Origin of the sequence: Leucobacter albus, from assembly GCF_039528015.1 — a bacterium.
GTDB lineage: Bacteria > Actinomycetota > Actinomycetes > Actinomycetales > Microbacteriaceae > Leucobacter > Leucobacter albus.
The window spans coordinates 86,177-110,995 of the sequence record NZ_BAAAKZ010000010.1 but is presented as its reverse complement, the minus strand read 5'-3'; the positions used below and the strand labels follow the sequence as shown (position 1 = coordinate 110,995).

General features: G+C 66.5%; 20 protein-coding genes. 17 read left to right on the top strand and 3 right to left on the bottom strand.

The features are described 5' to 3' along the window. Window positions 1-104: 104 nt before the first annotated feature. The 6 genes from lhgO (at window position 105) to ABD115_RS11555 (ending at window position 5,912) form a co-directional block, all read left to right on the top strand. Complete coding sequence (lhgO, locus tag ABD115_RS11580) at window positions 105-1,328, top strand: L-2-hydroxyglutarate oxidase (protein ID WP_343960952.1); 1,224 nt, start codon at window positions 105-107, stop codon at window positions 1,326-1,328. Window positions 1,329-1,382: 54 nt separating this feature from the next. Next, the gene (locus ABD115_RS11575) at window positions 1,383-2,081 is read left to right on the top strand and encodes a GntR family transcriptional regulator (RefSeq protein ID WP_343960950.1); all 699 of its coding nucleotides are present in this window, start codon (window positions 1,383-1,385) and stop codon (window positions 2,079-2,081) included. A gap of 128 nt (window positions 2,082-2,209) precedes the next feature. Beyond that, window positions 2,210-3,217 (top strand): DctP family TRAP transporter solute-binding subunit, encoded by a 1,008-nt coding sequence (locus tag ABD115_RS11570; protein ID WP_343960948.1) that lies wholly within the window; start codon window positions 2,210-2,212, stop codon window positions 3,215-3,217. Between the two features lie 14 nt (window positions 3,218-3,231). After that, on the top strand, window positions 3,232-3,777 hold the full coding sequence (locus tag ABD115_RS11565) for a TRAP transporter small permease (RefSeq protein ID WP_343960946.1): 546 nt from the start codon (window positions 3,232-3,234) through the stop codon (window positions 3,775-3,777). Then, the gene (locus ABD115_RS11560; protein ID WP_343960944.1) at window positions 3,774-5,048 is read left to right on the top strand and encodes a TRAP transporter large permease; all 1,275 of its coding nucleotides are present in this window, start codon (window positions 3,774-3,776) and stop codon (window positions 5,046-5,048) included. The genes ABD115_RS11565 and ABD115_RS11560 overlap by 4 nt, the downstream gene beginning before the upstream one ends. A gap of 36 nt (window positions 5,049-5,084) precedes the next feature. Further along, window positions 5,085-5,912 (top strand): nitrilase-related carbon-nitrogen hydrolase, encoded by an 828-nt coding sequence (locus tag ABD115_RS11555; RefSeq protein WP_343960942.1) that lies wholly within the window; start codon window positions 5,085-5,087, stop codon window positions 5,910-5,912. 27 nt (window positions 5,913-5,939) lie between these two features. Here the strand turns inward: ABD115_RS11555 and ABD115_RS11550 are convergent, their stop codons facing one another. Beyond that, window positions 5,940-7,151 (bottom strand): MFS transporter, encoded by a 1,212-nt coding sequence (locus tag ABD115_RS11550; protein ID WP_343960940.1) that lies wholly within the window; start codon window positions 7,149-7,151, stop codon window positions 5,940-5,942. A 92-nt stretch (window positions 7,152-7,243) separates the two neighbouring features. Between ABD115_RS11550 and ribB the strand changes: the two genes are divergently transcribed. Further along, window positions 7,244-7,873: a 3,4-dihydroxy-2-butanone-4-phosphate synthase gene (gene ribB / locus ABD115_RS11545; RefSeq protein WP_343960938.1), complete on the top strand. Its 630-nt coding sequence runs from the start codon at window positions 7,244-7,246 to the stop codon at window positions 7,871-7,873. On the opposite strand, the gene ABD115_RS11540 is transcribed toward ribB, so the two are convergent. Further along, a complete protein-coding gene (locus ABD115_RS11540; protein ID WP_343960936.1) occupies window positions 7,861-8,586 on the bottom strand; it encodes a siderophore-interacting protein in 726 nt (241 codons plus the stop codon). The two genes, ribB and ABD115_RS11540, sit on opposite strands and share 13 nt — an antisense overlap. An 89-nt stretch (window positions 8,587-8,675) precedes the next feature. On the opposite strand from ABD115_RS11540, the gene ABD115_RS11535 reads away from it, so the two are divergent. The 8 genes from ABD115_RS11535 (at window position 8,676) to ABD115_RS11500 (ending at window position 20,816) form a co-directional block, all read left to right on the top strand. Further along, a complete protein-coding gene (locus tag ABD115_RS11535; RefSeq protein WP_343960934.1) occupies window positions 8,676-9,254 on the top strand; it encodes a TetR/AcrR family transcriptional regulator in 579 nt (192 codons plus the stop codon). A 41-nt stretch (window positions 9,255-9,295) separates the two neighbouring features. Continuing rightward, entirely contained in the window at window positions 9,296-10,141 is an 846-nt protein-coding gene (locus tag ABD115_RS11530; protein ID WP_343960932.1) for a helix-turn-helix transcriptional regulator, read from the top strand. A gap of 150 nt (window positions 10,142-10,291) precedes the next feature. Further along, on the top strand, window positions 10,292-11,350 hold the full coding sequence (locus tag ABD115_RS11525; RefSeq protein ID WP_343960929.1) for an ABC transporter substrate-binding protein: 1,059 nt from the start codon (window positions 10,292-10,294) through the stop codon (window positions 11,348-11,350). Continuing rightward, window positions 11,347-12,354 (top strand): FecCD family ABC transporter permease, encoded by a 1,008-nt coding sequence (locus ABD115_RS11520; protein ID WP_343960927.1) that lies wholly within the window; start codon window positions 11,347-11,349, stop codon window positions 12,352-12,354. The genes ABD115_RS11525 and ABD115_RS11520 overlap by 4 nt, the downstream gene beginning before the upstream one ends. Beyond that, window positions 12,351-13,457, top strand: a complete 1,107-nt coding sequence (locus tag ABD115_RS11515) for a FecCD family ABC transporter permease (protein ID WP_343960925.1) — start codon at window positions 12,351-12,353, stop codon at window positions 13,455-13,457. The genes ABD115_RS11520 and ABD115_RS11515 overlap by 4 nt, the downstream gene beginning before the upstream one ends. An 11-nt stretch (window positions 13,458-13,468) precedes the next feature. Then, window positions 13,469-14,257: an ABC transporter ATP-binding protein gene (locus ABD115_RS11510; protein WP_343960923.1), complete on the top strand. Its 789-nt coding sequence runs from the start codon at window positions 13,469-13,471 to the stop codon at window positions 14,255-14,257. Between the two features lie 56 nt (window positions 14,258-14,313). Further along, on the top strand, window positions 14,314-14,547 hold the full coding sequence (locus ABD115_RS11505; RefSeq protein ID WP_382388862.1) for an arsenate-mycothiol transferase ArsC: 234 nt from the start codon (window positions 14,314-14,316) through the stop codon (window positions 14,545-14,547). 158 nt (window positions 14,548-14,705) lie between these two features. Then, window positions 14,706-20,816 (top strand): CshA/CshB family fibrillar adhesin-related protein, encoded by a 6,111-nt coding sequence (locus ABD115_RS11500; protein ID WP_343960921.1) that lies wholly within the window; start codon window positions 14,706-14,708, stop codon window positions 20,814-20,816. Between the two features lie 33 nt (window positions 20,817-20,849). Here ABD115_RS11500 and ABD115_RS11495 read toward each other — a convergent pair whose 3' ends face one another. Beyond that, window positions 20,850-22,328, bottom strand: a complete 1,479-nt coding sequence (locus tag ABD115_RS11495) for an MFS transporter (RefSeq protein WP_343960919.1) — start codon at window positions 22,326-22,328, stop codon at window positions 20,850-20,852. Window positions 22,329-22,427: 99 nt separating this feature from the next. Here ABD115_RS11495 and ABD115_RS11490 point away from each other — a divergent pair, with 99 nt between their 5' ends. Next, window positions 22,428-23,111 carry a TetR/AcrR family transcriptional regulator gene (locus ABD115_RS11490; protein ID WP_343960917.1) on the top strand — a complete coding sequence of 228 codons (684 nt, stop codon included), beginning with the start codon at window positions 22,428-22,430 and terminating at the stop codon, window positions 23,109-23,111. Between the two features lie 203 nt (window positions 23,112-23,314). Further along, the gene (locus ABD115_RS11485) at window positions 23,315-24,802 is read left to right on the top strand and encodes an FGGY-family carbohydrate kinase (protein WP_343960915.1); all 1,488 of its coding nucleotides are present in this window, start codon (window positions 23,315-23,317) and stop codon (window positions 24,800-24,802) included. The last annotated feature ends 17 nt before the right edge of the window (window positions 24,803-24,819 follow it).

Genomic DNA, 24,819 nt, shown 5'->3' with positions numbered 1-24,819 from the left:
TGGGCGCTGCCCATACGCTTGCGTGTTGCATGCAACAGGTGGTAGCGTTTCGCGCAGAGCCCGTGCGGAGTGGCGCACGGCATTCACCCACAATGAGGAGCAGGATGACTGGCGCAGGGGCAACAGAGACGATCGCCGTAATTGGGGCCGGAATCATCGGTTGCGCTGTCGCACGGGAGCTCAGCCAGCAGTTTCCGCACGCGTCGGTCACCCTCATTGACAAGGAGAAGAACGTCGCAGGCCACCAAACTGGGCACAACTCTGGAGTTGTGCATGCTGGCCTCTACTACGAGCCAGGCGGGCTGAAAGCGCGCCTGTGCCGCCGGGGTGTTCATCTGCTCAAGGACTTCTGCACCGAGCGGGGGCTCCCGTATGTTGAGTGCGGCAAGCTGGTAGTTGCGCTGAACGAACAAGAGGAGTCGCGCCTCGGTGACATCTACGAGCGTGCGCTCGCCAACGGTGTGCCCGGTGTGCAGATGCTGGGCCCAGCGGGAATCACCGACATTGAGCCAAACGCGCACGGCGTCGCGGCGCTGCAATCACCGGGTACCGCGATAGTCGACTATGCCGCGGTGACCGAGGCTCTCGCGGCCGACGTGGTCTCGGCTGGTCACGAGCTCAAACTTGATTGTGAGGTGCGGGCGATCTCAGAGCGTGCCGACGGGGTGACCCTGCAGACCACGCAGGGGGAGTTTCGGTTCGACAGGGTCATTGTCTGCGCGGGGGTGCAGGCCGACAGGCTTGCGCACGGCGCAGGGGCATCAGCCGAGCCAAGCATTGTTCCCTTCTTTGGCCAGTACTTCTTGCTTGAGCCCGCGTACCGTGGAGTGCTGAACGGGTTGGTGTACCCGGTGCCAGACCCGAAGTACCCGTTTCTTGGAGTGCACCTTACGAAGCGGTTCGATGGCGAGATGATGGTTGGGCCGAACGCGTTCCTATCTCTCTCACGCGAGGGCTATCACGGTCTTGGGCTGAACCCCAAGGACCTCCTCGAAACGTTGACGAACCCGGGGTTCTGGCGGTTTGCTGCAAAGAATATGGGCAGCGCTGTTCGTGAGGCGCGCACAGTGCTATCGAAGAAGATGTTCCTTCGCGAAGCTCAAAAATACGTGCCAGCTCTCGAGGGGGCCGATGCAACGCGGATGACGAGGGGTATTCGCGCTCAGGCAATGGACGGGAGTGGTGCTCTCGTGGATGATTTTCGGATTGATTACGGTGAGCGGGTGACGCACATTCGCAATGCACCCTCTCCCGGTGCGACGTCCTCTCTGGCGATTGCGGAGTACATTGTGAGTTCGCTTGCTGCGAAGGGTGATGGCTCGGCATAATGCGAGTGGCCAAGTGGCGGCGCCCCGGTGCCTCGATCGAATAGATTGTGACGTATGGAATCCGTTATTAGTCGAGTCGAGCCGCTCGCACAGCAGGTTCGGGACTACGTCTACAATCAGATTATTTCGGGCGCGATCGACCCATCAGAAACGTACTCAGTCTCGGAGTTGGCACAGCAGTTGGGTGTTTCGCGCACGCCAGTGCGAGAAGCCATCATGCAGCTCGAAGAGATCGGGCTTGTTGCCATCATTCGCAACAAGGGCTTTCGGGCCGTTGAGGTGAATGCCGCCGATATTATCTCTGCCTTTCAACTGCGCTATCTGCTCGAGCCGTTCTGCGCAGAGAAAGCCGCTGCTCACTCGGCGGGCGAAGGCAGTGTTGTGGTGGGGGAGCTCGAGGCTGCGATGCGCGATATGAAGCGGGCGAGCACGGCCAACGACCGAAAGCAGTTCATGCTGGCAGATCGGCAGTTTCATGAGGTGCTGCTCAGCGTGCCAGGGAATGATCGTCTAACGCGCGCGGTGAATGGTGCGCGCGACGCGACGTATGTTCGCGGCCTGTCGACCTTCTCTGCTGATCGCACCTGGGTGGAGATTTACGCAGAACACGAGCAAATTCTTGCTGCCGTGCGCGACGGTGACGCTGTTCAAGCGGCGGGGGCTATGCGGAGCCACATCTGCGCGACTGGGGAGCACTTGTTGCGCTTGATGGGAAGCGACACTGAGGGCGATTGGTTGGGTGTTGAGGCCTAGTCGCCCGCCGCAAGCTCGGGCACAGAGTGGCTTGGTGCGCGCAGCTTGACACACCCTGTTCGATCGTTAATACTAATAGGCATGTTGCATGCAACACTCAACTAACCTCGTGTGTCAAAGGAGATGCGATGACGAAACGCTCATATTTCACCAAGGCGATTGCCGCCGGAGCCGCCCTGCTCTTGCTCACGTCGTGCGCTTCGGGCGCCGGCGACAAAGAGGCTGACGCCGGCTCGGGGGAGCGTACCCTGCGCCTCGCTCACTTCATGGAGCCCTCGCACCCGCACGAGACCTGCGGCATGACAGAGCTGAACACCCAGCTCGAGGGTTCGGGCTTGAAAGTTGAGACCTACCCCTCGTCACAGCTCGGCGGGCAGACAGAAGCGCTCGAGCAGGTTTACACGGGCAACCTCGACATGTCGATCAATGGTTCGGCGTTCGTCGGCACCTACCACGAAGACTTCAATGTATTTGGGCTGGGCTACCTATTTAAGGGGCCAGAAGAAATGATGGCTTTCTACGAGACCGAAAAGTTCACCTCGGTGCTTGAAGAGGTCTACGAGAGCTCCGGCATGCGGGTCTTCCCCGGGTGGTACTACGGCACGAGGCATGTCACTTCGAACCGACCGGTTTCGACCCCGGCAGATTTGAAGGGACTGAAGCTGCGCGTGCCCGATGCTCCTGCGTTTATTGAGACGCTGAAGGCGATGGGGGCCACTCCAACGCCGATGGCGCTCGACGAGCTGTACATGGGCCTGCAGCAGCGCACCGTTGATGCGCAAGAGAACCCGACCCCCGTCATCGACACGATGAAACTCTACGAGGTGCAAGATAACCTCACCCTCACTGGCCATATGGTCGATGGGCTGCATATCGTTGTTGCCGGCAAGGTCTGGGAGTCACTGACAGAAGAGCAGCAGGCTGCCCTTTCGAACGCGATCGCCGTCGCGGGCGACGCCGCAATGGAGTGCGTGATCGAGCAGGAGGATGCCTACATCGAGGAGTTCCGTGCTGGTGACGACATCGCCGTCAATGAGATCGACACGACCGAGTTTGCGTCACTCGTGCAGGAGCACTTCTCAAAGGGCTTCCCGTTCTCTGATCTGTACACCGAGATCCTCGAGTCCCAGAAGTAAGTAGCGCTACGCCAATGAGTACTATCCAACAACCCGCGACCGCGCCGCAACGAGCCGCGCTCACCCGCTACCGGGCAGTGAAGAACGCGGTGGTTCGGGTCGAGGTGACTCTCGCCGTAATTCTCCTCATCGCACTGAGCTGTGTGCTCATGTTCCAGGTCTTTTCTCGCTATGTGATGCACTACCCATTCACTTGGACCGAAGAGGTTGCGAGATTCATCTTTATCTGGATGGTCTTCATCGGTGCCGCTGCGTTGGCTTCGAAGAACGCTCACATTGCTGTCACCTTCATCACGGAGACAGTGCGGCCGAGTGTGGCCCGGTGGATTGTGAGGTTCGCGGCGCTCGTCATGACTGTGGCGACCGGGGTCGTGGCCTGGGCAAGCTTTGAGTTTGTTGAGGCTACCGCAACGCTGCCTTCGCCTGCCCTTGGCCTCCCCATGGTCTACGTGTATCTCGCGCCGGCACTTTCATTTCTGCTGGTATCGCTGCACACTATCGAATTCATTATTACCGGCGAAGACATCAGTCTCGAGCAAGAAATGGAGACCGCCGTATGAGCGCGATTGTGATGGTGCTGGTGCTCCTCGCTCTGCTAATTCTGCGTGTACCCGTAGCGATTTCGCTGCTGGTGCCCTCCCTGCTGTACCTGACGTTTGACGACACTGCGAATCTCAATATCGCGATTCAGCAGCTGATGAGCGGCGTGAATACATTCCCGCTGCTTGCGGTTCCGATGTTCATTCTGCTCGGAAATCTTGCGAATGCTGGCGGGTTCACTGACCGCATCTTCGACGTCGCCAATGCAACGCTCGGGAGGCTGCGTGGTGGGCTCGGATACGTGAATGTTGCGACAAGCTTTGGGTTCTCCTGGATCTCTGGCGCCGCGATTGCCGACGCGGCGACCATGGGCAAGGTTGTCGTGCCCCAGATGATTAAGCGTGGATATCCCGTCGGTTTCTCTCTCGGGCTGACGGGAGTTTCATCGCTCATCGCTCCGATGGTGCCGCCGTCGATCCCAGCCGTCGTTTACGCCGTGACGGCGGGCGTATCGATCTCGACGCTCTTTATCGCAGGGATTATCCCTGCACTGCTGTTGACTTTGCTGCTGTTGATCTACGTATTCATCATCGCGCGGCGCACCAAGCTTGACGAGGGTGCTCGTGCAGATTCCGCTGGGCCAAGCCTGCTTCGGCAGATCGTGCGAGTCCTGCCGGTCTTCGGTGCGCCCGTTGTCATTCTCGGCGGAATTCTCGGGGGCATCTTCACTCCGACCGAAGCGTCGGCCGCAGGGGTGTTCTACACGCTGCTCCTTGGCGCGATCTATCGATCGTTCACGCGAGAGAAGCTGAAGGATGCTTTCGTTGGCACGACCGCGACGTCAGCCTCCATCATGTTTATTGTTGTTGCAGCGGCGCTGTTCGGCTGGATTCTTGCACGGGAGCGGGTGCCGCAGGTGCTTGCGAGCAACATTCTGTCGGTGACGGAAAACCCATTCGTGTTCATGCTCCTTTTGCTCGTGTTGCTGCTGCTCGTTGGGGCGCTGCTGGAGCCCGTCTCCGCCATTCTCATCATGGTTCCTGTGCTCGCGCCGCTTGCGCCCATCTTTGGAATTGACCCGGTTCACATGGGGGTCGTGGTGATCTTCGCGTTGATGATTGGGCTGTTGACGCCCCCGGTGGGGCTCGTGTTGTTCGTGATGTCGAGCGTGACGGGCTACAGTGTCGGCACGGTTCTGAAGGGCTCCCTGCCGTTCTACTCTGTGATGCTCGCGGTGCTCGTCACGGTTGCGTTCGTTCCGCTTCTCATTCCGATTCCCGGGCTGAGCTAGTTTCATCATCGACAGGTTGGAGAGTAGAGCGTCCCTATGAAGATCGCCGTTGCACAACTGCTGAGCGGAGTTGATCCCGCAGCAAACCTCGCGCGCATTGAGGAGGCCGTGGGGGCTGCTGCCGCGGGCGGGGCCGAACTCGTCTTGTTCCCTGAAGCGATGATGCGAGCGTTCGGCAGCCCTGATGTGCCCCCGACGCTTGTTGAAGTTGCGGAGCCAACCGATGGCGCCTGGGCGCGCGCTGTGCAAAGCATCGCTGAACGGCACGGAGTGGTCGTGGTCGTGGGAATGTTCACGCCTGGCGCGGTGGGCCCAAGTGGAAACCCCCGAATTCGCAACACGTTGCTTGCTGTTGGTGCCGGAGTTGAGGCCGCGTACGACAAGATTCATCTGTACGACGCGTTCGATTTCGCGGAATCGGAGAGCGTTGAAGCAGGCACGGAGCCGGTGACCTTCACAGCGGGCGGGCTGACGTTCGGTCTTGCGACCTGCTTCGACATTCGAAACCCCGGACTGTTCCAGCACTACGCAAAGCTCGGGGTTGACGCGATTCTTGTTGCCGCCTCATGGGCTGGCGGGCACGCAAAACTCTTGCACTGGCAAACCCTCATCACTGCACGAGCGTTGGATGCGACCTGCTATGTCGTGGCGTGCAATCAGGCGGATCCGCGCACTGCCGGTGTCTCCACGAACGACGGCGAGCCAACCGGGATCGGCTATTCGGCAATTATCGCGCCAGATGGGGTGCCGGTAGTCGTCGCCGAAAGTGCCAGTGAAACGATCGTAGGAGAGATCGACCCGGCGCAGACGCGTGCGATGCGCACACGAATTCCGTTGCTTGGGGCACCAGTGTTCTCTGCGTGATGCTCCGCGGGCGGGGCCGCGCACCCGCTACGCCCGCGCTTCGCCGCGCCGGTTCGTGACAATATCAATCGTTGCAACGGCAATCGCGAGCAGCGCGACGGCAGCGGTAAATACGAGGCCCGCGCCGCGCAGGCCGATCGAGGTGGCGAGCAGGCCGACGCCGATCGCTGGGAGCGCGAGCATCGTGTACAGCCCGGCGAAGAACGACGAAGACACCTCGCCTCGCCGCTCCGGCAGCGCACGCTGCACCGTCGTTGCGAGCCCGGCGTTCAGGCAGAGCCCGGCGGAGACGCCGACGGTGGTGGCTGCGGCGAGCAGGGGTGCGAGGGCGACGCCGTGGAGCGCGAGAGCGAGCAACGCCACTCCGACGACGAGGCCTCCGCACCCAAGCGGCAGCGCGACGCTGGCCTGCATGCGACGGGCAACGAGCTGCCCGATCGCCATGCCGGCGAACGCGAGAAACACGACGAATCCGGCGAGCGCGTGGCTGCCCATGCCGAGATCGCGGGCCAGGAATAGCGCAGAGACTGCCGTGAGCACGCCGGTTGCCGCGAACCCAGACCCCGCGGCGAGCACGGCGCGCGCAAACGGGTGGCGCAGTTCGGCGGGAACGCGCAGCCGGCTCGGGCGAATGACGAATCTTCCGGCGCCCATCGGGGCCGGCGTCCAGACGAGCAGCCCGACGAGTGCGAGGGCGCAGAGCGCAAGGTGCACGGCGAACGGTGTGAACAGCGGCCGGGCCGCCTGCTCGGCAATCAGGCCAGCGATGAGCGTGCCGACGGCGAGCCCGCCGGTATTCGCGGCAACAGCGAGGGTGCCTGCGAGGCCGCGGCGCTCGGGCGGGAACAGATCCATCATGGCTGCGGTGCCTGCACCGCTCATGAAGCCGGCACCGATGCCCGAGGCGACGCGCGCGACGGTGAGCTGCGGGAGCGACGGGGGCAGCAAGAAGAGGAAGGCGCTCACAAGCGCGAAGCCGACGGCGAGCATGAGCACGGGGCGTCTGCCGAGGTCGTCTGACAGCCTGCCGAACAGAGAGAGTGCGCCAACGACCCCGAGCGCATAGACAGCGAAGAGCACGGTAACCGTGAGCGGCGAGAATGCGAGCTCGTCGGAGTAGATCGAGTAGAGCGGGGTGGGGAGCGTGGTGCCCATCATTGTCACGCTGAAGGCGAAGGCGGTTGCCGCGATCGCGGGCCAGGGGCGGGTGGGAATGGGCTCGATGGCTGAGGAGGTCATGGGACGCGCTTTCATAATGAGTCAAGGTGTCTCGAAATGGTAGCATGATTCAAGACAGGGTGTCTCGTTAATGTGGAAGTGAGGAATATCGAATGGAAAAGCTAGTGGTTACCCCGATGCCCGAGGTGCTCGAGCAGTTGCGTGCGGGCCGCGTCGTGCTCGTGGCCGATGACGCGTCGCGCGAGAACGAGGTTGACGCGATCGTGTCGGCAGGCCTCGCGACGCCCGAGACGATCGGGTGGATGGTGCGCCACACCTCCGGCCTGCTCTGCGCTCCGCTCACGGCGGAGCGGGCGGATGCTCTGGGGTTGCCGCCGATGGTGGTTGTCAATGAGGATCCGCGGGGCACGGCGTACGCAGTGACCGTCGATGCCAGGGGTGTCGGGGCTACCGGCATCTCGGCCACCGACCGGGCAAAAACAGTGAACGTCTTGGCCGACGAGGCCTCCCGCCCAGAAGACCTGATTCGGCCCGGTCACGTGCTGCCGCTGCGGGCGCACCCGCTCGGTACGCGCGGGCGCGGCGGGCACACCGAGGCGACGATCGATCTGCTGCGGCTCGCGGGCATGGTGCCGGCAGGGGTGCTCGCCGAGCTCGTGGACGACGTCGGGGAAATGCGCCGGGCGGGTGAGGTTCGCTCGAATGGGCGGTTCGCTGGCATGGCGTTCACGACGGTGGCAGAAGTCGCCGCCGCGGTCTCGGCTGCGGCCTACTCGCGATAGTCGCCGACGCCGCTGCGCCAGTACCCGCGCACGTGGAGCTCTGCGACGCGACTCGCGGGGAGCGCGTGGCGGAACCAGTGCGCAGCGGCCGCCTCGCCGGCGAACCACACCCCCATGCTGTCTGAGAAGGCGGTGCGTTTCGCCGCGGCGAGCAGCTGTGCGCCGGGCTGCTCGCCGCGCCTGCGTGTGAGCCACGTTGTCGAGGCATTGTCGGGGAGGGAGAGGTCTTGTTCGTCGCGCTCGTCGGCGACTTCGATGTACGCGTGCGCGCGCCGGCCGGAGTGTTCTCGTTCGAGAATCGCGGCGATGGCCGGAAGCGAGGTCTCGTCACCGAAGAGGGCAAGCGACTGTGTTGCGCGGCTGGGGGCGCCGCTGGCTCGCGGGCCGGCGACGCGGGCCCTGGCTCCGATGCTGCAGCGGGTGGCCCAGGTCGGGATCGTGCCCGCGCCGTGGAGAAAAATGTCGAGCGTGATCTCGTCGGCGACCGGGTCGAAGCCGCGCACGGTGTATGCCCTGCCGTGCTCGCCGAAGCCGTCTGGCTCGTCGACGAAGAGCTTTACCCAGGAGCCGGGGGAGTCGTGAACGGTTGCGATGAGGTCGTGGCCGGCGAGCGTGAGGCGGATCATGTTCTCGCTGACGTATTCGCGCGCGACGACGATGACGTCGCGGGCGGTGGAGGGGCGGCGGTCTGTGCGCTTGATGGGTGCCTGCATGGGAGTCCTTATATTCGAGACAAGCTGTATCGTAATGATAGGCACAGTCCTTTCGGAACAGCAAGTCTCGAAAGTGCTAGGGTGGCCGCATGGAGCAACACCAACGCCCGCTCGGGCGCCCGCGGAGCGAGGATGCCCGCCTGGCGGTGCTGCGCGCGGTCGACGACATGCTTGTCGCCGAGGGGTACGCCGCAATGACAATGAAGGGCATCGCCGAGCGCGCAAAGGTCGGCAGGCAAACCGTGTATCGCTGGTGGTCGTCAAAGGCCGAGATCTTGCTCGAGGCGAGCGCCGCCGACGCGGCCCGCGAGCTCACGGTGACACCGGGGGTCGATGCCGAGTCTGACGTCACGGCGTTCCTCACCGCCCTGCGCGATTTTCTGACTCGCTCTGACGCTGGTCTCGCGTATCGCGCGCTGCTTGGCGAGGCCCAGCACGATGACAGGGTCGCCGAGCTGCTGCGCGGAACCGATGTGCTCGGGGACGCCGCTCGGGCCTGCATCGCCGGGGTGCGTGCCCGCGGCGCACTCGCTGGCGTGCCCGAGGCGGGCGCCGACCTGCTCGTGGCCGAGCTTGTCGGCCCCGTGCTGTTTCAGACACTGGTGACTGGCCGGGCCGCGGAGCCCGAGGAGCTCTCGGGCATGGCTCGCCGCTTTCTGGCGCGCTGAGCTTGCCCCTCGCGTGTTGACACCGCTACGCTATTCATCTGATGAATGGGTTTCGTGGGGAAGACTGGGCTGCTAGTGCGGTGCGCGAGAGCACCATCACCGCCCCGTTTCTCATGAGCACCGGCGTCTTGACCGGCGGAGCCGAGCTTGGCAACCGGCCGGTTGCGACGCCGCACGCCCACCCCGAGGCGATGCTCGCCTGGTGCTATCGCGGCACCGTCTGGGTGTACCTCGAAGACGCGATGTGGCGGCTTGGGCCGGGCGAGGGGGTGTGGCTGCCCCCGCGTACTGCGCACACCGCCCGCCACGAGCGCGACGCCGTTGGGTGCTACACCTATATCGCTGACGGTCACCTGGCCGCGCCGGTTGCTGAGGTGCGCCGCGCGCGCGTGCCCAGGGCCGTGCAAGAGATGATGCTGCATCTCGGCATTAACGACATGGAGCCGGGGCTGCGGGTGCGCATGCAGGGCGTTGTGCTCGAGCTGCTGCAGCAGCCCGCGCCGCCACCGCTCCCCGTCGCCAGCGAGATTCCCGTGCCGGGCGACGATCGGGTGCGCTCGCTCGTGGAGTCGGTGCTCGCGCGCCCCGGCGACTCCCGCACCGCGCGCGAGCTGTGTGCGCAGCACGGCCTGCACGAGCGAACCGTGCTGCGGGTGTTCAGTGACGATATCGGCATGAGTTTCGGGCAGTGGCGCACGGGAGTGCGCATGGCCGAGGCGGCGCGGCTCATTGTGGGCGGTACGCCCGTCGGCCTTGCCGGGCAGCGCTGCGGCTACGATTCGACGAGCGCGTTCTCTGCCGCGTTTAAGGGGCGGTTTGGTGTCACGCCGCGCCAGTACATCGCTCAGGCGAGGGCCGACGCCTCTCGCGGGGAGTACTGGCGATAGATCTGATGATTGGCGGGTTTTCGGCAGAACTCGTCGGCTTCGCAATACATCGCTGTCTGGTTCGCGCGTAGGCTCGAAGTTAGGTAAGGCTTGCCTAATTTAACGGTGCGTGGTTGGCGCACCGATCCACTCTCGCATGCAAGGAGATTCATGTCGCACGCTTCCGCGCGCCCCATTGGGCGGCGTCGTTTGTCGCTCGCCGCTCTGGCCCTCGCCGCCGCCCTCAGCATTGTGGGCTGCAGCCCAGCCTCCGACGCGGCGCCCGAGCCCGCCGACGGCAACGGGGTCTCGATTGAGCACGCGCACGGCACCACCGTCATCCCGGAAAAACCCAAGCGCATCGTCACACTCGGCTGGATGACGGCCGACATCGTCGCCGCACTTGGCGAAAACCCCGTCGGTGTCGAGAAAGTCTGGGGCGCCGGCGAGAGCGGCTTCCAGCCCTGGTTCGAGGACTACGTGACCGAGGAGTACGGTGAGACGCCCGCGCTCATCGAATACACCGAAGACGGCCCGAACTACGAGGCGATCAAGGCCCTGAAACCCGACCTTATTCTCGGGCTCTACACCGGCCTCACCGATGTTGAGTATCAGCGACTGAGCGAGATCGCGCCAACCGTTCCGTACCTCGAGCGGCCGTGGGACGCGGGTACGTGGGAAGACATGACGCGTACCGTCGGCAAAGCCATGTGGGCAGACGAGCGTGCCGAGCAGGCAGTGACCGAGACCACCGATCTCGTCGCTTCGCTCGCCGAAGAGCACCCGGAGTTCACGGGCAAGTCTGTCGTCTGGGGGCTTTCGCTCACCGAGGGAAGCACTGACCTCGGGGTGTATCTCGACTACGATCCGCGCGTGCGCATCACCGAAGCACTCGGGTTCGACTCCACCTCGGCGATGTCGACGTTTTACGAGACGGCCGAGGGCGACAACTGGTACACCGGGGTGAGCCTCGAGCGGCTCAACGAGGTAGACGCAGACCTCTTCGCGGCGTGGGCGGGCACGGTAGCAGAGGCCGAGTACACCGTAGCGAACAAGGTCGTCGCGCGCTGGGCACCCATCGCCAAGGGATCGTATGTTTTCTACGCGGGTGAGGCCGATGCTTCGGCGATCAGCGCGCCGACGGTGCTCTCGCTGCAGTACATCCTCCCGACCTACGTCGATGATCTCGCGGAGGCCCTCGCAGGCACGCCGACGATTGCGGGCCCGTGACGCGAGCGCTGAGCGCGCGGCTCGGCGGCCTCGTCGTCGCCGCCGCGCTGCTCGTCGCCGCGATCTTCGCGTCGCTCGGCGTTGGGGCGAGTGCGATCGGGCCGGGCACGGTAGTTGACGCGCTGTTCGCCTACGACGACGGCAATGCCGCGCACTTGGCGGTGCGCGAGCTCCGCGTACCGCGCACGCTGCTCGGCATCATCGTCGGGGCGGCCCTCGCGGTGTGCGGCGGCTTGATCCAGGCTTTCACCCGCAACCCCCTCGCAGACCCGGGCATTCTCGGTGTGAACGCCGGCGCCTCGCTCGCGGTGACGTTCGCGGTGGGCGTGCTCGGCCTCACCGCGCCCGGGGCCTACGTGCCGTTTGCCCTCGGCGGAGCGCTCGTGCTCACCGTGTTGGTGTACCTGCTCGGCTCGGTTGGGCCCTCGGGGGCCACGCCGATGAAGCTCACCCTCGCGGGTGTTGCGCTCGGGGCGGCCTGCACCGGGCTCACGACCGCGATCGTGCTGCAGCACCACAGCACGCTGCAGGTGATGCGGTTCTGGGGCGTCGGGGCCATCGGCGGGCGCACGCTCGACCAGCTGATGTGGGCCGCGCCGCTCATCGCGCTCGGGCTGGCGCTCGGCCTCGCCTCCGCTCGCTCGCTGAACGCGCTCGCACTCGGTGACGACCTCGCGCAGTCGCTCGGGGCGAAAATTCGCTCAACGCGCGTGATGGTTGTCGCCGCCGTGACACTGCTCGCGGGGACGGCGGTTGCGGCTGCCGGGCCCATTGGCTTTGTCGGCATCATGATTCCGCACGCGGTGCGCTGGTTCACCGGCCCTGATCAGCGCTGGGTGCTTGGGTATTCCATGCTCATCGGGCCGACGTTTCTGCTGCTCGCTGACGTGCTCGGCAGAGTCGCGCTTCCCAACGGGGAACTGCGTGTCGGCATCGTCACCGGGGTACTTGGCGTCCCCGTGCTGATCGCGCTCGTGCGGCGTAGGAAGGTGAGCAGACTGTGAGCGACATCTCGGCCGCGCAGGGCTCCAGCACACGCGCCCCGGGCGCAACGCATTCCCCGGGCACCGTCGATTTTGGTCGCCGGCTGCTGCGCATTGACCGCGCCGGCCTCGCGGGGCTCATGTCGGTGCGAACTGTGCTCGTCTGTTGCGCGCTTGCGCTCGCCATAGTTGTCGCAGGCCTCGTCTCGATGACGATCGGGTCGTACGGGCTCAGCGCCTGGGACACCCTGCGCGCGCTCGTCGACGCCGGATTCGACCCCGATGCACGCCAGGTGGTGTACGAGTGGCGCTTCCCGCGGGTGCTGTTTGCCGTGCTCTGCGGCGCGGCACTCGCGCTCTCAGGCGGCATCTTTCAGTCGCTCACGCGTAACCCGCTCGGGTCACCAGACATCATTGGGTTTGGCGTCGGGGCCCAGTTCGGGGTGACCCTCACGATGCTCTTGCTCAACCTCAACACCTACCCGTTCAAGGCCGTCGGCGCGCTCGTTGGTGGGCTCGCGACGGCGCTGCTGGTGTATTTGCTCGCGATGAAACGCACCGTCTCGTCGTTCAGGCTCATCATTGTCGGCATTGGCGTCTCAGCGGGGCTGGGCTCGTTGACGTCGTGGATCCTCATTTCCGTGAGCGTCGAACAGGCAATGATGGCGGCGACCTGGGGCGCGGGCTCGATCGCGTCGCTCGGCTTTGACCAGCTCGTACCCGCAGCGATCGTGTTCGGCGCCGTCGTGCTGTTCGCGGTGCCGCTTCGGCGCTCGCTCCCCGTGCTTGAGATGGGCGACGACGCCGCGACAGCGCTCGGCATTCACCCCGGCCGCACACGGCTCGCCGCGATGGTACTCGGGGTCGCACTCGTGGCGCTCGTCACCGCAGCAGCAGGGCCCATCTCGTTCATTGCGCTCGCTGCCCCGCAGATCAGTCAGCGCCTCGTGCGGGCGAACACGCCAATGAGCATGCTGCCCGTGATGCTCACGGGGGCTGCCCTCGTCGTCGTCTCAGACGCCGTTGGGCAACTGCTCGCCGTGCCCGTCGGGGTGATCACAGTGTCCGTCGGCGGGGTGTATCTCGCCTGGCTACTCGCCACCCAATACGCGCGCCGCGCATGAAAGGATCGCCCGTGCCCGTCTCGTTGCTCGCGAGTGATGTCACCCTCGGTTACGACCAGAGCCCCGTGATCACGGGTCTGTCGCTCGACGTGCCAGACCACTCGTTCACGATCGTTATCGGCCCGAACGCCTGCGGCAAGTCGACCCTGCTGCGCGGCCTCGCGCGGCTGCTCGCCCCGACTGCGGGGGCGGTGCTGCTCGACGGCCAGTCGATTCAGCGCCAAAAGTCGAAGGATGTCGCCAAGCGGCTCGGGCTATTGCCCCAGTCATCGCTCGCCCCCGACGGCATCACGGTCGCCGACCTCGTTGCCCGCGGGCGCTTTCCGCATCAACATGCGCTGCGCACGTGGAGCCGCGACGACGAGGCTGCGGTCGCCGCGGCAATGGCTGCAACGAACGTGACCGAACTGTCGCGCCGCCTCGTCGACGAGCTCTCCGGTGGCCAGCGGCAGCGAGTGTGGGTGGCGATGGCGCTTGCGCAGCAGACGGGGCACCTGCTGCTCGACGAGCCCACTACGTTTCTCGACATCGCGCACCAGATCGACCTCATGGAGCTGTTCGCAGAGCTGCACCGCGGCGGCACCACGCTCGTGGCCGTGCTGCACGACCTCAACCACGCGGCGCGCTACGCCTCGCACCTCGTCGCGATGCGCGACGGCGAGATCGTGGCGCAGGGAGAGCCGCGCGAGATTATCACGGAGCAGATTGTCGAGGCCGTGTATGACCTGCCGTGCCGCGTGATCACTGACCCGGTCTCGGGCACTCCGCTCGTGTTGCCGCTCGGTGGCCGGCGCCCCTAGCTCGCGCTGCAGACCCCGGTCTGGGGCAGTCGGAGGTGCACCTCGGCTGCCGCCGCGTGATCGCCAACGAGCTCGGCCAGAAGTCTCAAATTGCGGCGGGGCTGATGCGCGCGCTTGTTGGCGAGGCGGTCGCCGTCGACTCCGCCGGCACCGAGCCGGGGCAGACGGTCAACGCGCTCGCCGCCGAGGTGCTCGGCGAACGCGGCATCGAGGGGGTCGAGCGGATGCGCCTGGTGTGTGACGACATTCGGGCGCGCGTGGAGGTGCTCGCCCGGCAGCTGGTGGTGTGACGAGGAGCCTGGCCACGGCTATCTGTCGTGTGTATATTTATGCTGAATGACCTTGGCTTTAGCTATGGTCGCTCTGTATAGGTGCGCTGCCTCGCGGCGGGGTGAGCACCTCGTGGCGTTCCGCCTGGGCGCCGCATCCACGTCAAAGGGGAACGTAGATGATTGCACGGTCGGCAGCGGGTACCCGAAGCACACTGCGACGGCGAGCACGACCCCGGCGAGCAACCGCGCTGCTCGCGGTTGCGGCTGTGCTCGCTGGCACGTTCACGGTTGCCGTTCCGTTTGCTGGCTCTGCCCCCGCCGAGGCGGTATTCGCGGAAGAGGGTGAGGGCAAGTTTCGTTCGTCGATCGACTGGTTCTCCTTCGGTGAGGAGGGGCCGATCGTGCCGGCTGCCGACGGCACCGTTACCTACTCGAACGATCGCCAAATCGGGCAGCACACGCTGCGCACGACCTGCACGATCGGCAACATCTTCGAACACAACGGGGCACCGGGGCGCTCCCCGCTGTCGACATACCGATCTGGCTACTACCAGGGTGACGGCCTCTCGTACCTCTATAACATCGGCGGAGCTGGCTGGGACAACCAGCTCGTCAATGGCATCACGAACACAACCTCGGGTAGCACCGTGCAGTTCCGCATCCTGTGCGGCGCCGAGCTCATCGACGCAACCAAAGCCACCTCCACCCCGATCCAGCTACAGGGCCTTGTAGTCGCCGACGCCGAATCATCGAACCAGACCACCCAGGAATACATCTCTGCGGCACCGATCACGAACACTGAGATGGCGGGGGAGGCTGTGCCTGCGCTCGATGCGACCTGGCGCGTGATCGACCGCTATCGCGCCCCGAACTGCGATACAAACATCTACGCGAGCGTAGACCAGACAACAAACGGGCTGCGTTTTGCGCCCTACGGCGACGAGTGCATCGGCAAGGCGAACCCATCGGTCGGGCGCGGCCCAGGGCCAATGGCGGTCGGGTTCATGGAGGGCGCGACGAGCGCCGACGTCACACTGAAGGGCGGCGGGGGGAGTGCAATCGCCATCGGCATGGTGGTCGACACCGACTTCGGCGACGCCCCCGCGAGCTACGGTGAGGCCGGTGCGCTGTTCTCCCCGACCTGGGCTGGCGGCGAGATTCCCCAAGGCGGCGGGGAGTACGTCTCCGGGCCCGAATTTGAGCTCGGCGATCACGGCGAGCCGGCGCAGCTGCTCGGTAGCCACGTTGACGCCGAGGTCACCTATCAGGCGAGTTGGGATGCGCTGCTCGACGACGAGAGCCCGGATCTTGCGGAGTCTGACGAAGACGCGCTCGACGCGGCCCAGCTCCCCACCCTCGACTACACCCCTGGGGCCGAAACTCAGATCACACTCGCGTGCACGGTCGCAACAGGCACCCAGGGGTTTGTCGCCGGCTGGATCGACTGGGCGCACGACGGCAACTTCCTCGACTCCGACAGGTCAGATACCGTCGAGTGCGAGAACGGGCAGGCCACCCTCACCTGGACCGCACCGGCCGACGCCGTTGCCCCGGCCGAGGGCGAGCAGACCTTCCTCAGACTGCGAATCGCGGCCGACCCAGCCGAGCTTCTGCCCGTCGGCATGAGCAGCACCGGCGAGGTTGAGGATTACGCGCTCGATGCGCCGCTCGTCACCGCGGTGAAGACCTCCGAGCCCGTGCAGGGAACCGTGATCCACCGGGGGGAGACGGTTACCTACACGCTGACCTTCGCGAACGACAGCAAGGTCACCGGCCCGATTCTCTACAGCGACGACCTTGCCGACGTGCTCGACAGCGCGACGCTTGAGGCCGGCCCGACAGTGACCGGGCCAACCGGCGTGACCGCGACCTTCGTCGGCACCCAGATCAACGTGACGGGCGACCTCGCCCAGGGCGAGAGTGCGACCGTCACGTACACGGTGCGGGTCAACGACGATGCCTCGCACGGCGAGCGGCTGACCAACCACCTGTTGCTGAGCGATGGCAACGGCAGGATTGTTGAGGAGTCGCTGCCAGTCTGCCTTCCCGAGCACCCGCGCTGCACTGACCACCCGATCGCGGTGCCTGAACTCGAAGTCGTGAAGATCGCGAACCCACCGAGCGGTGAATCGGTGAGCGCCGGCCAGCGCATCACCTACGAGGTGCTGTTCAACAACTGGGGCGCCGCCCCCGCGCCGATCGACTGGTTTGACGACCTCACCGGCGTGCTCGACGACGCGACGTGGGGCGACAGCCTGCAGCTCCGCGGCGACCTCACTGCGACCTTTGACGAAGCAACGAAGCGCATCGCCGTGACGGGTAGCCTCGAGCCCGGCGGCTACGCCGTGATGCGGTACACGGTGATCGTGAAGGCCGACGGCGAGCGCGGCGACGGTCACCTCGCGAACTTCATGGTCGAATCTGACGACCCGACACCCGCCGAGTGCGTGCCAGCCACGAAGCTCTGCACCGAGCACGAGGCCATCTCCTCGAACATCACCAGCGCCAAGAGTGCAGACCCTGCGACAGGGTCGACTGTCGTCGCCGGCCAAGAGGTGACGTACACTCTGAGTTTCGTCAACGACGGTGCCGCCGGCGGCGAGGTCGATCACGTTGATGACCTGACGAAAGTACTCGACGATGCCGACTTCGTTGCAGACTCTATCGTTGCGCCGGCGGGTTGGGCGGTGACTGGCCCAACCGACAACGCCCTCGCGATCGCCGGCCCCCTCGCCGCGGGCGAAAGCGCGCAGGTGAGCTACACGGTGCGGGTGAAACCAGACGGCGAACGCGGCGACGAGCAGCTCGCAAACTTCCTGTTCGAGGAGGGCACTGACCCGCCCACAACGTGCGAAACCGGCAACGAGAACTGTACGACCCACCCCGTCGGCAAGCCAGCGCTTGTCGTGACGAAGACCTCCGACCCGGGGAGCGGTACCGCCGTGGTTTCCGGCCAGTCGCTCACGTACACGCTCACCTTCGACAACTCGAAGGGCGGCGCTGAAGCGCCCGTTGCGCACACAGACGACCTGTCTGGCGTGCTCGACGATGCCGAGCTCACCGCTGGGCCGACGGTGACGCCGGCCGGGGTGCTCACCGGGGCAATCCAAGACGGGCGGCTCGCGATCTCGGGTGAGGTGCCGGCGGGCACCAAGGCAACCGTGAGTTACGCCGTGAAAGTGAAGGCAGACGGCGAACGCGAGGACAACACGCTCGCGAACTTCCTGCTCGCTGGCGACGACGATCCGCCGCCAACGTGCGAGCCTGGCAGCGAGCTGTGCACGACGCACCCCGCACCGGGGCTCGTTGTGACGAAGACAGCGGATCCCGAATCGACGGAGCCCGTGATCGCCGGCCAGCAGCTGAGCTACACGCTCACCTTCGACAACACGACGGGCAGCGCGCCGGCGCCGGTCGATCACATCGATGACCTGTCGGCTGTGCTCGATGACGCGACGTTCGTCGAAGGCTCGTTGCTTGCCGGCAGCGGGCTCACCGCGAAAGGGCCGAGCAGCGACGCGCAGCTCGCGATTGGCGGCAGCGTTCCCGCCGGCGAGAAGCGCACGGTGAGTTACGCGGTTACGGTGAATGCCGACGGTGAGCGCGGCGACGACGTGCTCGCGAACTACGTGTTCGGCGCAGGCGATACGCCCCCGACCGAGTGCCTTCTCGCTGACGAGACCTGCACGACGCACCCGGCGCTCTCCGCGAACGTCGCGGTGGTGAAGTCGGCAATGCCGGGCTCAGGCGCGGAGGTCGTGGCGGGCCAGGCTGTCGACTACACGCTCACCTTCACGAACACGGGCGAAGCGCCTGGCAGGGTCGACTTTACCGACGACCTCTTCGACGTGCTCGATGACGCGGGGCTCACCGTGCAGCCGCATGCCTCTGACGCCGCGCTCACCCCCGCGCTCGCTGGCACCGACCTGCGGGTCACCGGGATGCTCGCGCCGGGCCAAACTGTCACCGTGAGCTACCAGGTCACCGTGAACGCCGACGGCGAGCGGGGCAACGACCTGCTCGGCAACGTCGTGGTGGTGACGGGTGAGGATCCGCCGACAGTGTGCGAGCCCGGCGACGACGCGTGCACCGAGCACCCTGTCGTGCAGCCCGAAATTGACGTGCAGAAGTCATCGACACCCGACAGCGGCACCGTGCTACTCGCGGGCGACTCGGTGAGCTACACCCTCACGTTCCGCAATGAGGGAACCGGTGCCGGCGACGTGAACTTCACCGACGTGCTCGACTCTGGCAGCGAGCACGCGACGCTGCAGGGCGACGTCGTCGTCTCAGACCCAGCGCTGAGCGCGACGTTCGACGGCGGGGGCGACCACCCGGCCATCGCGGTGACGGGCACGCTCGCACCCGGGGCAGAGGTTACCGTGACGTACACGTACCGGCTCAACGCCGACCTGCCGCACGGCGCGCGGCTGACGAACTACCTGCTCGACGAGGGCGAGAGCGTGCCGGGGCTGTGCCTGCCAGAGAACCCGCGCTGCACCGATCACCCAGCAGTCATGCCGGGCCTCGACACCGCGAAATCGTCGACGCCAGACTCGACGACCCCGGTCGCTGCTGGCGACGAGATCACCTACACGCTCACGTTCGCAAGCTGGGGGCCGGCCGACAGCTTCGTCGAATACGCCGACTCCCTCACCGATGTGCTCGACGACGCAGACCTTATCGCCGGCCCGACCGCCGACAGCCCGGCGCTGAAGGCGACGCTGCGCGGCGACAGCATCGCTGTGCTCGGCACGGTGCCCTCGGGTGAGACCGTGACAGTGAGCTACACGGTGCGGGTAAAGCCCGACGCTGAGCGGCTCGAGGTTGGCAACAACTCGCTCGCGAACTACCTCGTTGCTGACGGCGAAGCGCCCCCGACCGAGTGCCTGCCAGAGAACTGGAACTGCACCGTGCACCCCGCCCCCAACGTGCAGGTGCAGAAGAGCTCTGACCCCGCATCGGGCGAGGCAGTCACCGAGGGTCAGGAGCTCAGCTACACGCTGCGCTTCGAGAACTCGGGCACGGCGCCGGGCGCGGTCGATTACCGCGACTCGCTCGCAGACGTGCTCGACGACGCCGACTTCGTTGCTGGCTCGCTTGTGGCGACCGGCGGGCTCACCGCGACCGGGCCAGCGAAGGGTGAGCTCACGGTGACGGGAACGCTCGCTCCCGGGGCTGTCGGCGAGGTGACATACAGGGTCGTGGTGAAGCCAGACTCCGAGCGCGAGAGCAGCGGCAACAGCACGCTCGCGAACTTCGTGTTCGCAGACGGCGAGGACCCGCCGACCGTGTGCGAGCCCGGCGACAACAGCTGCACGACCCACCCGACGCCCGACCTCGTCGTCGCGAAGAGCGTCTCTCCGGCAAGCGGCACCTCGGTCGTTGCCGGCGACGAGCTGCGCTACACGCTGACGTTTGAGAACCGCGGCACAGCGGAAGGCGCGGTCGCCTACGAAGATCTGCTCGCGGGCGTGCTCGACGACGCCGCGCTCGTCGGCGACCCCGTGGTCACGGGCGACGGGCTTCTTGCCGAGCTTGACGGCGACGTGCTGCGGGTGTCGGGGGCGCTCCCGCCGGGCGCGAGAGTTGATGTGAGCTACACGGTGCGGGTGCTCGCCGAGGGAGAGCGCGGCGACGACCTGCTCGCGAACTTCGTGGTGCGGCCGGGCGACGACCCACCGCCTGTGTGCGACCCAGAAACATCGATCTGCACAGTGAACCCCGTCGGTGAGATTGTCGCGACGAAGAGCGTCGACCCAGCCTCGGGCACCGAAGTGCTGCCGGGCGATACGCTGCGCTACACGCTGACGTTTGAGAACGTTGGCAAGGGGGCCGCTCAGGTGGCTCACCTCGATGACCTCACCGACGTGCTCGACGATGCCTCGCTCACCGGAACCCCTGTCACCACCGGCGGCCTCACGGTCACCGGGCCGGAGCAGCAGCAGCTGCTCATCGGCGGGGCGCTCGCCGCGGGCGCCAGCGCGACGGTGACATACGAGGTGACGGTGCTGCCGGCAGCGCAGGCTGGCAACCGGGTGCTCGCGAACTTCGTGTTCGGCGAGGGCACGACGCCGCCGACAACGTGCGAGCCGGGCGACGCGGCGTGCACCGAGAACCCGGTGACGCCGCCTGTGCCGCCTGTCCCGCCGAAGCCGCCCGTGCCGCCGATCGGGGAGACTGGCGGCGGCAGCCAGCTGCCGTGGCTCATCGGCGGCGGGGCGGTCGTGCTCGCTGGCGCTGGCTTGCTGCTGTGGCGGCGGTTCGCGGCCGGTCGAGCCGAGTGAGGCTCGTGCTCGTGAGCGTGCTCGCGCCCGCGCCTACCGCTGAGCGGGCAGCGTGAGGGCGAACGCGGCCCCGAGCACGCTCACGGCGGCGCCAATCGTGAACAGCGCGGTGAACGAGCCGAGGGTGCTCGCGCCGTTCGCGGCGACCGCTACGCTCGTGAGCACCGCGGTCGTGATTGGGGCCCCGAGTGCAGAACCGACGGTGCGCAGCACCCCGTTCACTCCGAGGGCGGCGGCGATCTCTGCGCGCGGTGCGAGGCTTGCCACGAGGTCAGACACGACCGCGAAGCCGATTCCGTTGCCGAGGCCCACGAGCGCGAAGAACACGACGATGATCGCCAGGCTGTTGGGGGCGACCGCCGATCCGATGCCGCCGATGCCCATCACCGTGAGGGCGACGCAGGCTGCCAGCTTCGACCCGACGCGGCCAATGAGCCAGGGGGCAAATCGCCCGCCGAGAAACACGAGCACCGCGCCAGGCAAGAGCGCGATGCCAGTTTCGGTCACGGTGAACCCCTGGCCGTGCCCCGCGGCCGGGTCTGCCTGTAGCAGCACAGGCAGCCCAACGTAGAACACGTACGGAATAAACCCAAGAAACAGCGTGAGCCCGTTGGTCACTGCGAGCGCCGGGCGCGCGAGGGTGCGCACATCGATGAGTGGGGATGCTGTGCGGCGCTCAACGACCACGAGCAGAGTAAGCGCGACAGCCGAGAGGCCGAAGAGCCCGAGCACCCCCGGCGATGCCCAGCCCCAGCTGCCTCCCTGTGAGATGCCAAGCAGCAGTGCAAGCAGACCCGTGGTGAGTAGCAGGGTGCCCGGCCAGTCGGTGCGTGCGGCGTTGCCACGAGCTGAAGCTGGCACGCGCCAGGCGACGAGCCCGATCGAGACGAGCCCCATCGCGGCCCCCGTCACGAAGAGCCAGTGCCACGATAGTGCCTCGACGATGACCCCGCCTACGACGAGTGCGGCGCCAGCGCCGAGCCCCAGTGTTCCGCTGAGCCAACCCGTCGCGCTGCGCTGGGTGGCCCCAGCGGTGTGCCGCCTCACGACCGCGAGCGCGAGCGGGAAGGTTGCGGTGCTCGCGCCCTGGAGCACCCGGCCGATGAGCAGCACGGGCAGCGATGGCGCAAGCGCTGCGAGCGCACCACCGAGCACGAAGATGCCGAGCGTGAGCAGCAGAATCTTTCTGTGGCCGTAGCGGTCGCCGAGCGAGCCGAGTATCGGGGCGGCGACGGCCCCGCAGAGGAGATAGCTCGTGAGAATCCACCCGGCGAGCGACGCGTCGATGCCGAACTCGGCCATGAAGAGCGGCAGCGCCGGCACGAGCAGCGTCTGCATCATCGAGAAGCTCAGCACGGCGAACGCGAGCGCGAAGACGAGCCCGCGCGAGCTGGTACTAGCGGGGTTCTCGCCGCTTGCGAGGCTCGCAGCGTGAGCGGCGCTCTCGGCGCCAGCGGGCCCCTCAGGGGCTGGCAGGGCGTGCGGGGTCGGTGGCACGGGGTCTTCTGGCAAGGCTGCTCGTTTCTCTTGTGGGGCAGCGTTGCCCGGTCTATCGGAACGGAATGATTCGTTCCGATAGAAGTGTATGGCAAATCGGGGTAGCTTGGAAGGGTGACTTCTGAGAACACCGAGGGCGCGCCGTTGCGCGGCCGTGCGCGCGAAGCGCAGGGAAACGACTCGGCAATATTGCGCGCCGCACGCGAGGTGTTCAGCGAGTGGGGGTGGGGCGCGCCGATGTCGGAGGTGGCGGCTCGCGCGAACACGGGGGTCGCGAGCATCTATCGCCGCTACCCGAGCAAGACCGACCTCGTCAATGCAATTCGCGTGATCGCCCTGCGGCTGATCTGTGAGCTCGCCGAAGACTGCGTCTCCGCGCCAGCCGACGCGGTCGAGAGCGCGCAGTCGCCCTCGGCCATCGAGCGCTTCCTGAAGCGCCATATCGCCGAGGCGAACGGCCCGCTTATGCCGTTGCTCGGCCGGCCGGTCGGGTCGACGCCAGAGATTGACGCGCTCGCAGCCAGGCTCGAGCTGGCCCTCGCCGCGGTGATCGCGGTGGATCGCGAACTCGGGCTCGTGCCAGAGCACTACGGGCCGGGTGATCTTATGCTCACCATCACGCACCTGCGCCCCGCGCTCACTGTGCCGCGCGAGCGGGCCAACGAGATTCACCTGCGCGAGCTCGATTATGTGCTCGCCGGCCTGCGCGCCTTCGCCGAGAGCGGCGCGGAGCCCGCCGGCGAGCCGTCGAGCTGGGACGAATGGATGGCGCTCAATAACGCCGACGGTCGCGAGTAGGCCGCTCAAGTGACGCTGGGGTGCAACGGCGACGGTCGACGGTGATAGCCCGTTCGCCGCTCGGAGCACGGCCAGAACCCGCGCGCGCAATCGGATGCGAAACATGGGACATATCGGGTAGTCTCGCAGCGGGAGGGGGTCGCGATGCCGAAGCTTCGGGCGCGACACGCCTCGCCCCAGCGGCAGCACCAACGGAGGTCAGCATGGCGGTACGAACCACCCTCGGCATCGATATTGGCACGTCGAGCAGCAAAGGGGTGCTTGTCGATGGCGACGGTGTTATCGTCGCAACGGCGGTGCGCGCGCACGACGTGAGCCGCCCGCACTCGGGCTGGGTCGAGATGGACGCCAGTATTTGGTGGGATGAATTCGTCGACATTGCGCGCGAATTGTGTTCGGCCGCACCCGAGGCCGAGGTCGCGGCGGTCGGGGTGAGCGGCATGGGCCCGTGCGTGTTGCTCGCCGACGAACACGACGACCCCGTGCGCCCGGCGATCCTCTACGGCGTCGACACCCGCGCCACCGCGCAGATCGAGCGCATCACGCGCGAGCTTGGCGCCGACGAGATCACTCGCGTGGGCGGCTCGCTACTCACATCGCAGTCGGCTGGCCCGAAGATCGCCTGGGTCGCAGAGACAGAGCCAGCGGCGTGGGATCGCGCGAGGCGGCTGTTCATGCCAGCCTCGTGGCTCGCCCGCAAGCTCACCGGCGAGTACGTGCTCGACCACCAGTCGGCGAGCCAATCGTCGCCGCTGTACGACATCGAGCGCGAGGCCTGGCACGCGCAATGGTGGGAGCGCTACGCCGCTCCGCTCGAGCCGCCACGCCTGGGCTGGGCCGGCGACCTCGCCGGGCGCGTCACCGCTGATGCGGCGGCCGAGACCGGGCTCGCCGAAGGCACCCCGGTGACGATTGGCACGATCGACGCATGGACCGAGGCCGTGAGCGTCGACGCGCACGGCTCGGGCGATCTCATGCTCATGTACGGCACGACGATGTTTCTCGTCGCGACGGGCGACGAGACGCTGCGCACCCCCTCGATGTGGACAACGGCGGGCGCGTTCCCGGGCAGCCGCAATCTCGCGGGCGGCCTATCAACCTCTGGCGCGCTCACGGCCTGGCTGAAGGGCCTCACCGGGGCAGACTACCCGGAGCTGCTCGCGGCGGCCGAGGCGGCTGGCCCGGGCGCGCGCGGCCTCCTGATGCTGCCCTACTTCGCGGGGGAGCGCACCCCAATTCAAGACCCAGACGCGCGCGGCGTCGTCGCCGGGCTCACGGTCGAGCACGGCCGCGGAGAGCTCTACCGCGCCGCGCTCGAGGCGACGGCCTTCGGCGTGCGCCACAACGTCGAGACCATGCGCGCGGCCGGCGCCGATATTCGCCGCATCGTCGCCGTTGGCGGCGGCACGCAGGGTCAGCTCTGGCTGCAGATCGTCTCCGACGTCACGGGGCTGGCGCAGCAGGTGCCCGAGACCACCATCGGGGCGAGCTTCGGGGCGGCGTATCTCGCGGCCGCAGCGATCGGCGAGGCCCCGGGATCCATCGCTGCGTGGAATCCGATCGCGGCAACCATCACCCCGCACACGGAACACGCGGCACGCTACGACGAGCTGTACGGGCAGTACCTGCGGCTGTACGCGGGCACCCGCGAAGTCGTTCACGAACTCGCGGCCGCCCAGCGGCTCTCCTGACGGCCGAGCCCGAGGCG

Coding starts and splice junctions, on each gene's coding strand:
- ABD115_RS11575 (WP_343960950.1), top strand. CDS start 1,383: ATGGAATCCGTTATTAGTCGAGTCGAGCCGCTCGCACAGCAGGTTCGG.
- ribB (WP_343960938.1), top strand. CDS start 7,244: ATGGAAAAGCTAGTGGTTACCCCGATGCCCGAGGTGCTCGAGCAGTTG.
- ABD115_RS11535 (WP_343960934.1), top strand. CDS start 8,676: ATGGAGCAACACCAACGCCCGCTCGGGCGCCCGCGGAGCGAGGATGCC.
- ABD115_RS11565 (WP_343960946.1), top strand. CDS start 3,232: ATGAGTACTATCCAACAACCCGCGACCGCGCCGCAACGAGCCGCGCTC.
- ABD115_RS11525 (WP_343960929.1), top strand. CDS start 10,292: ATGTCGCACGCTTCCGCGCGCCCCATTGGGCGGCGTCGTTTGTCGCTC.
- ABD115_RS11530 (WP_343960932.1), top strand. CDS start 9,296: ATGAATGGGTTTCGTGGGGAAGACTGGGCTGCTAGTGCGGTGCGCGAG.
- ABD115_RS11540 (WP_343960936.1), bottom strand. CDS start 8,586: ATGCAGGCACCCATCAAGCGCACAGACCGCCGCCCCTCCACCGCCCGC.
- ABD115_RS11555 (WP_343960942.1), top strand. CDS start 5,085: ATGAAGATCGCCGTTGCACAACTGCTGAGCGGAGTTGATCCCGCAGCA.
- ABD115_RS11500 (WP_343960921.1), top strand. CDS start 14,706: ATGATTGCACGGTCGGCAGCGGGTACCCGAAGCACACTGCGACGGCGA.
- lhgO (WP_343960952.1), top strand. CDS start 105: ATGACTGGCGCAGGGGCAACAGAGACGATCGCCGTAATTGGGGCCGGA.
- ABD115_RS11485 (WP_343960915.1), top strand. CDS start 23,315: ATGGCGGTACGAACCACCCTCGGCATCGATATTGGCACGTCGAGCAGC.
- ABD115_RS11570 (WP_343960948.1), top strand. CDS start 2,210: ATGACGAAACGCTCATATTTCACCAAGGCGATTGCCGCCGGAGCCGCC.
- ABD115_RS11560 (WP_343960944.1), top strand. CDS start 3,774: ATGAGCGCGATTGTGATGGTGCTGGTGCTCCTCGCTCTGCTAATTCTG.
- ABD115_RS11550 (WP_343960940.1), bottom strand. CDS start 7,151: ATGACCTCCTCAGCCATCGAGCCCATTCCCACCCGCCCCTGGCCCGCG.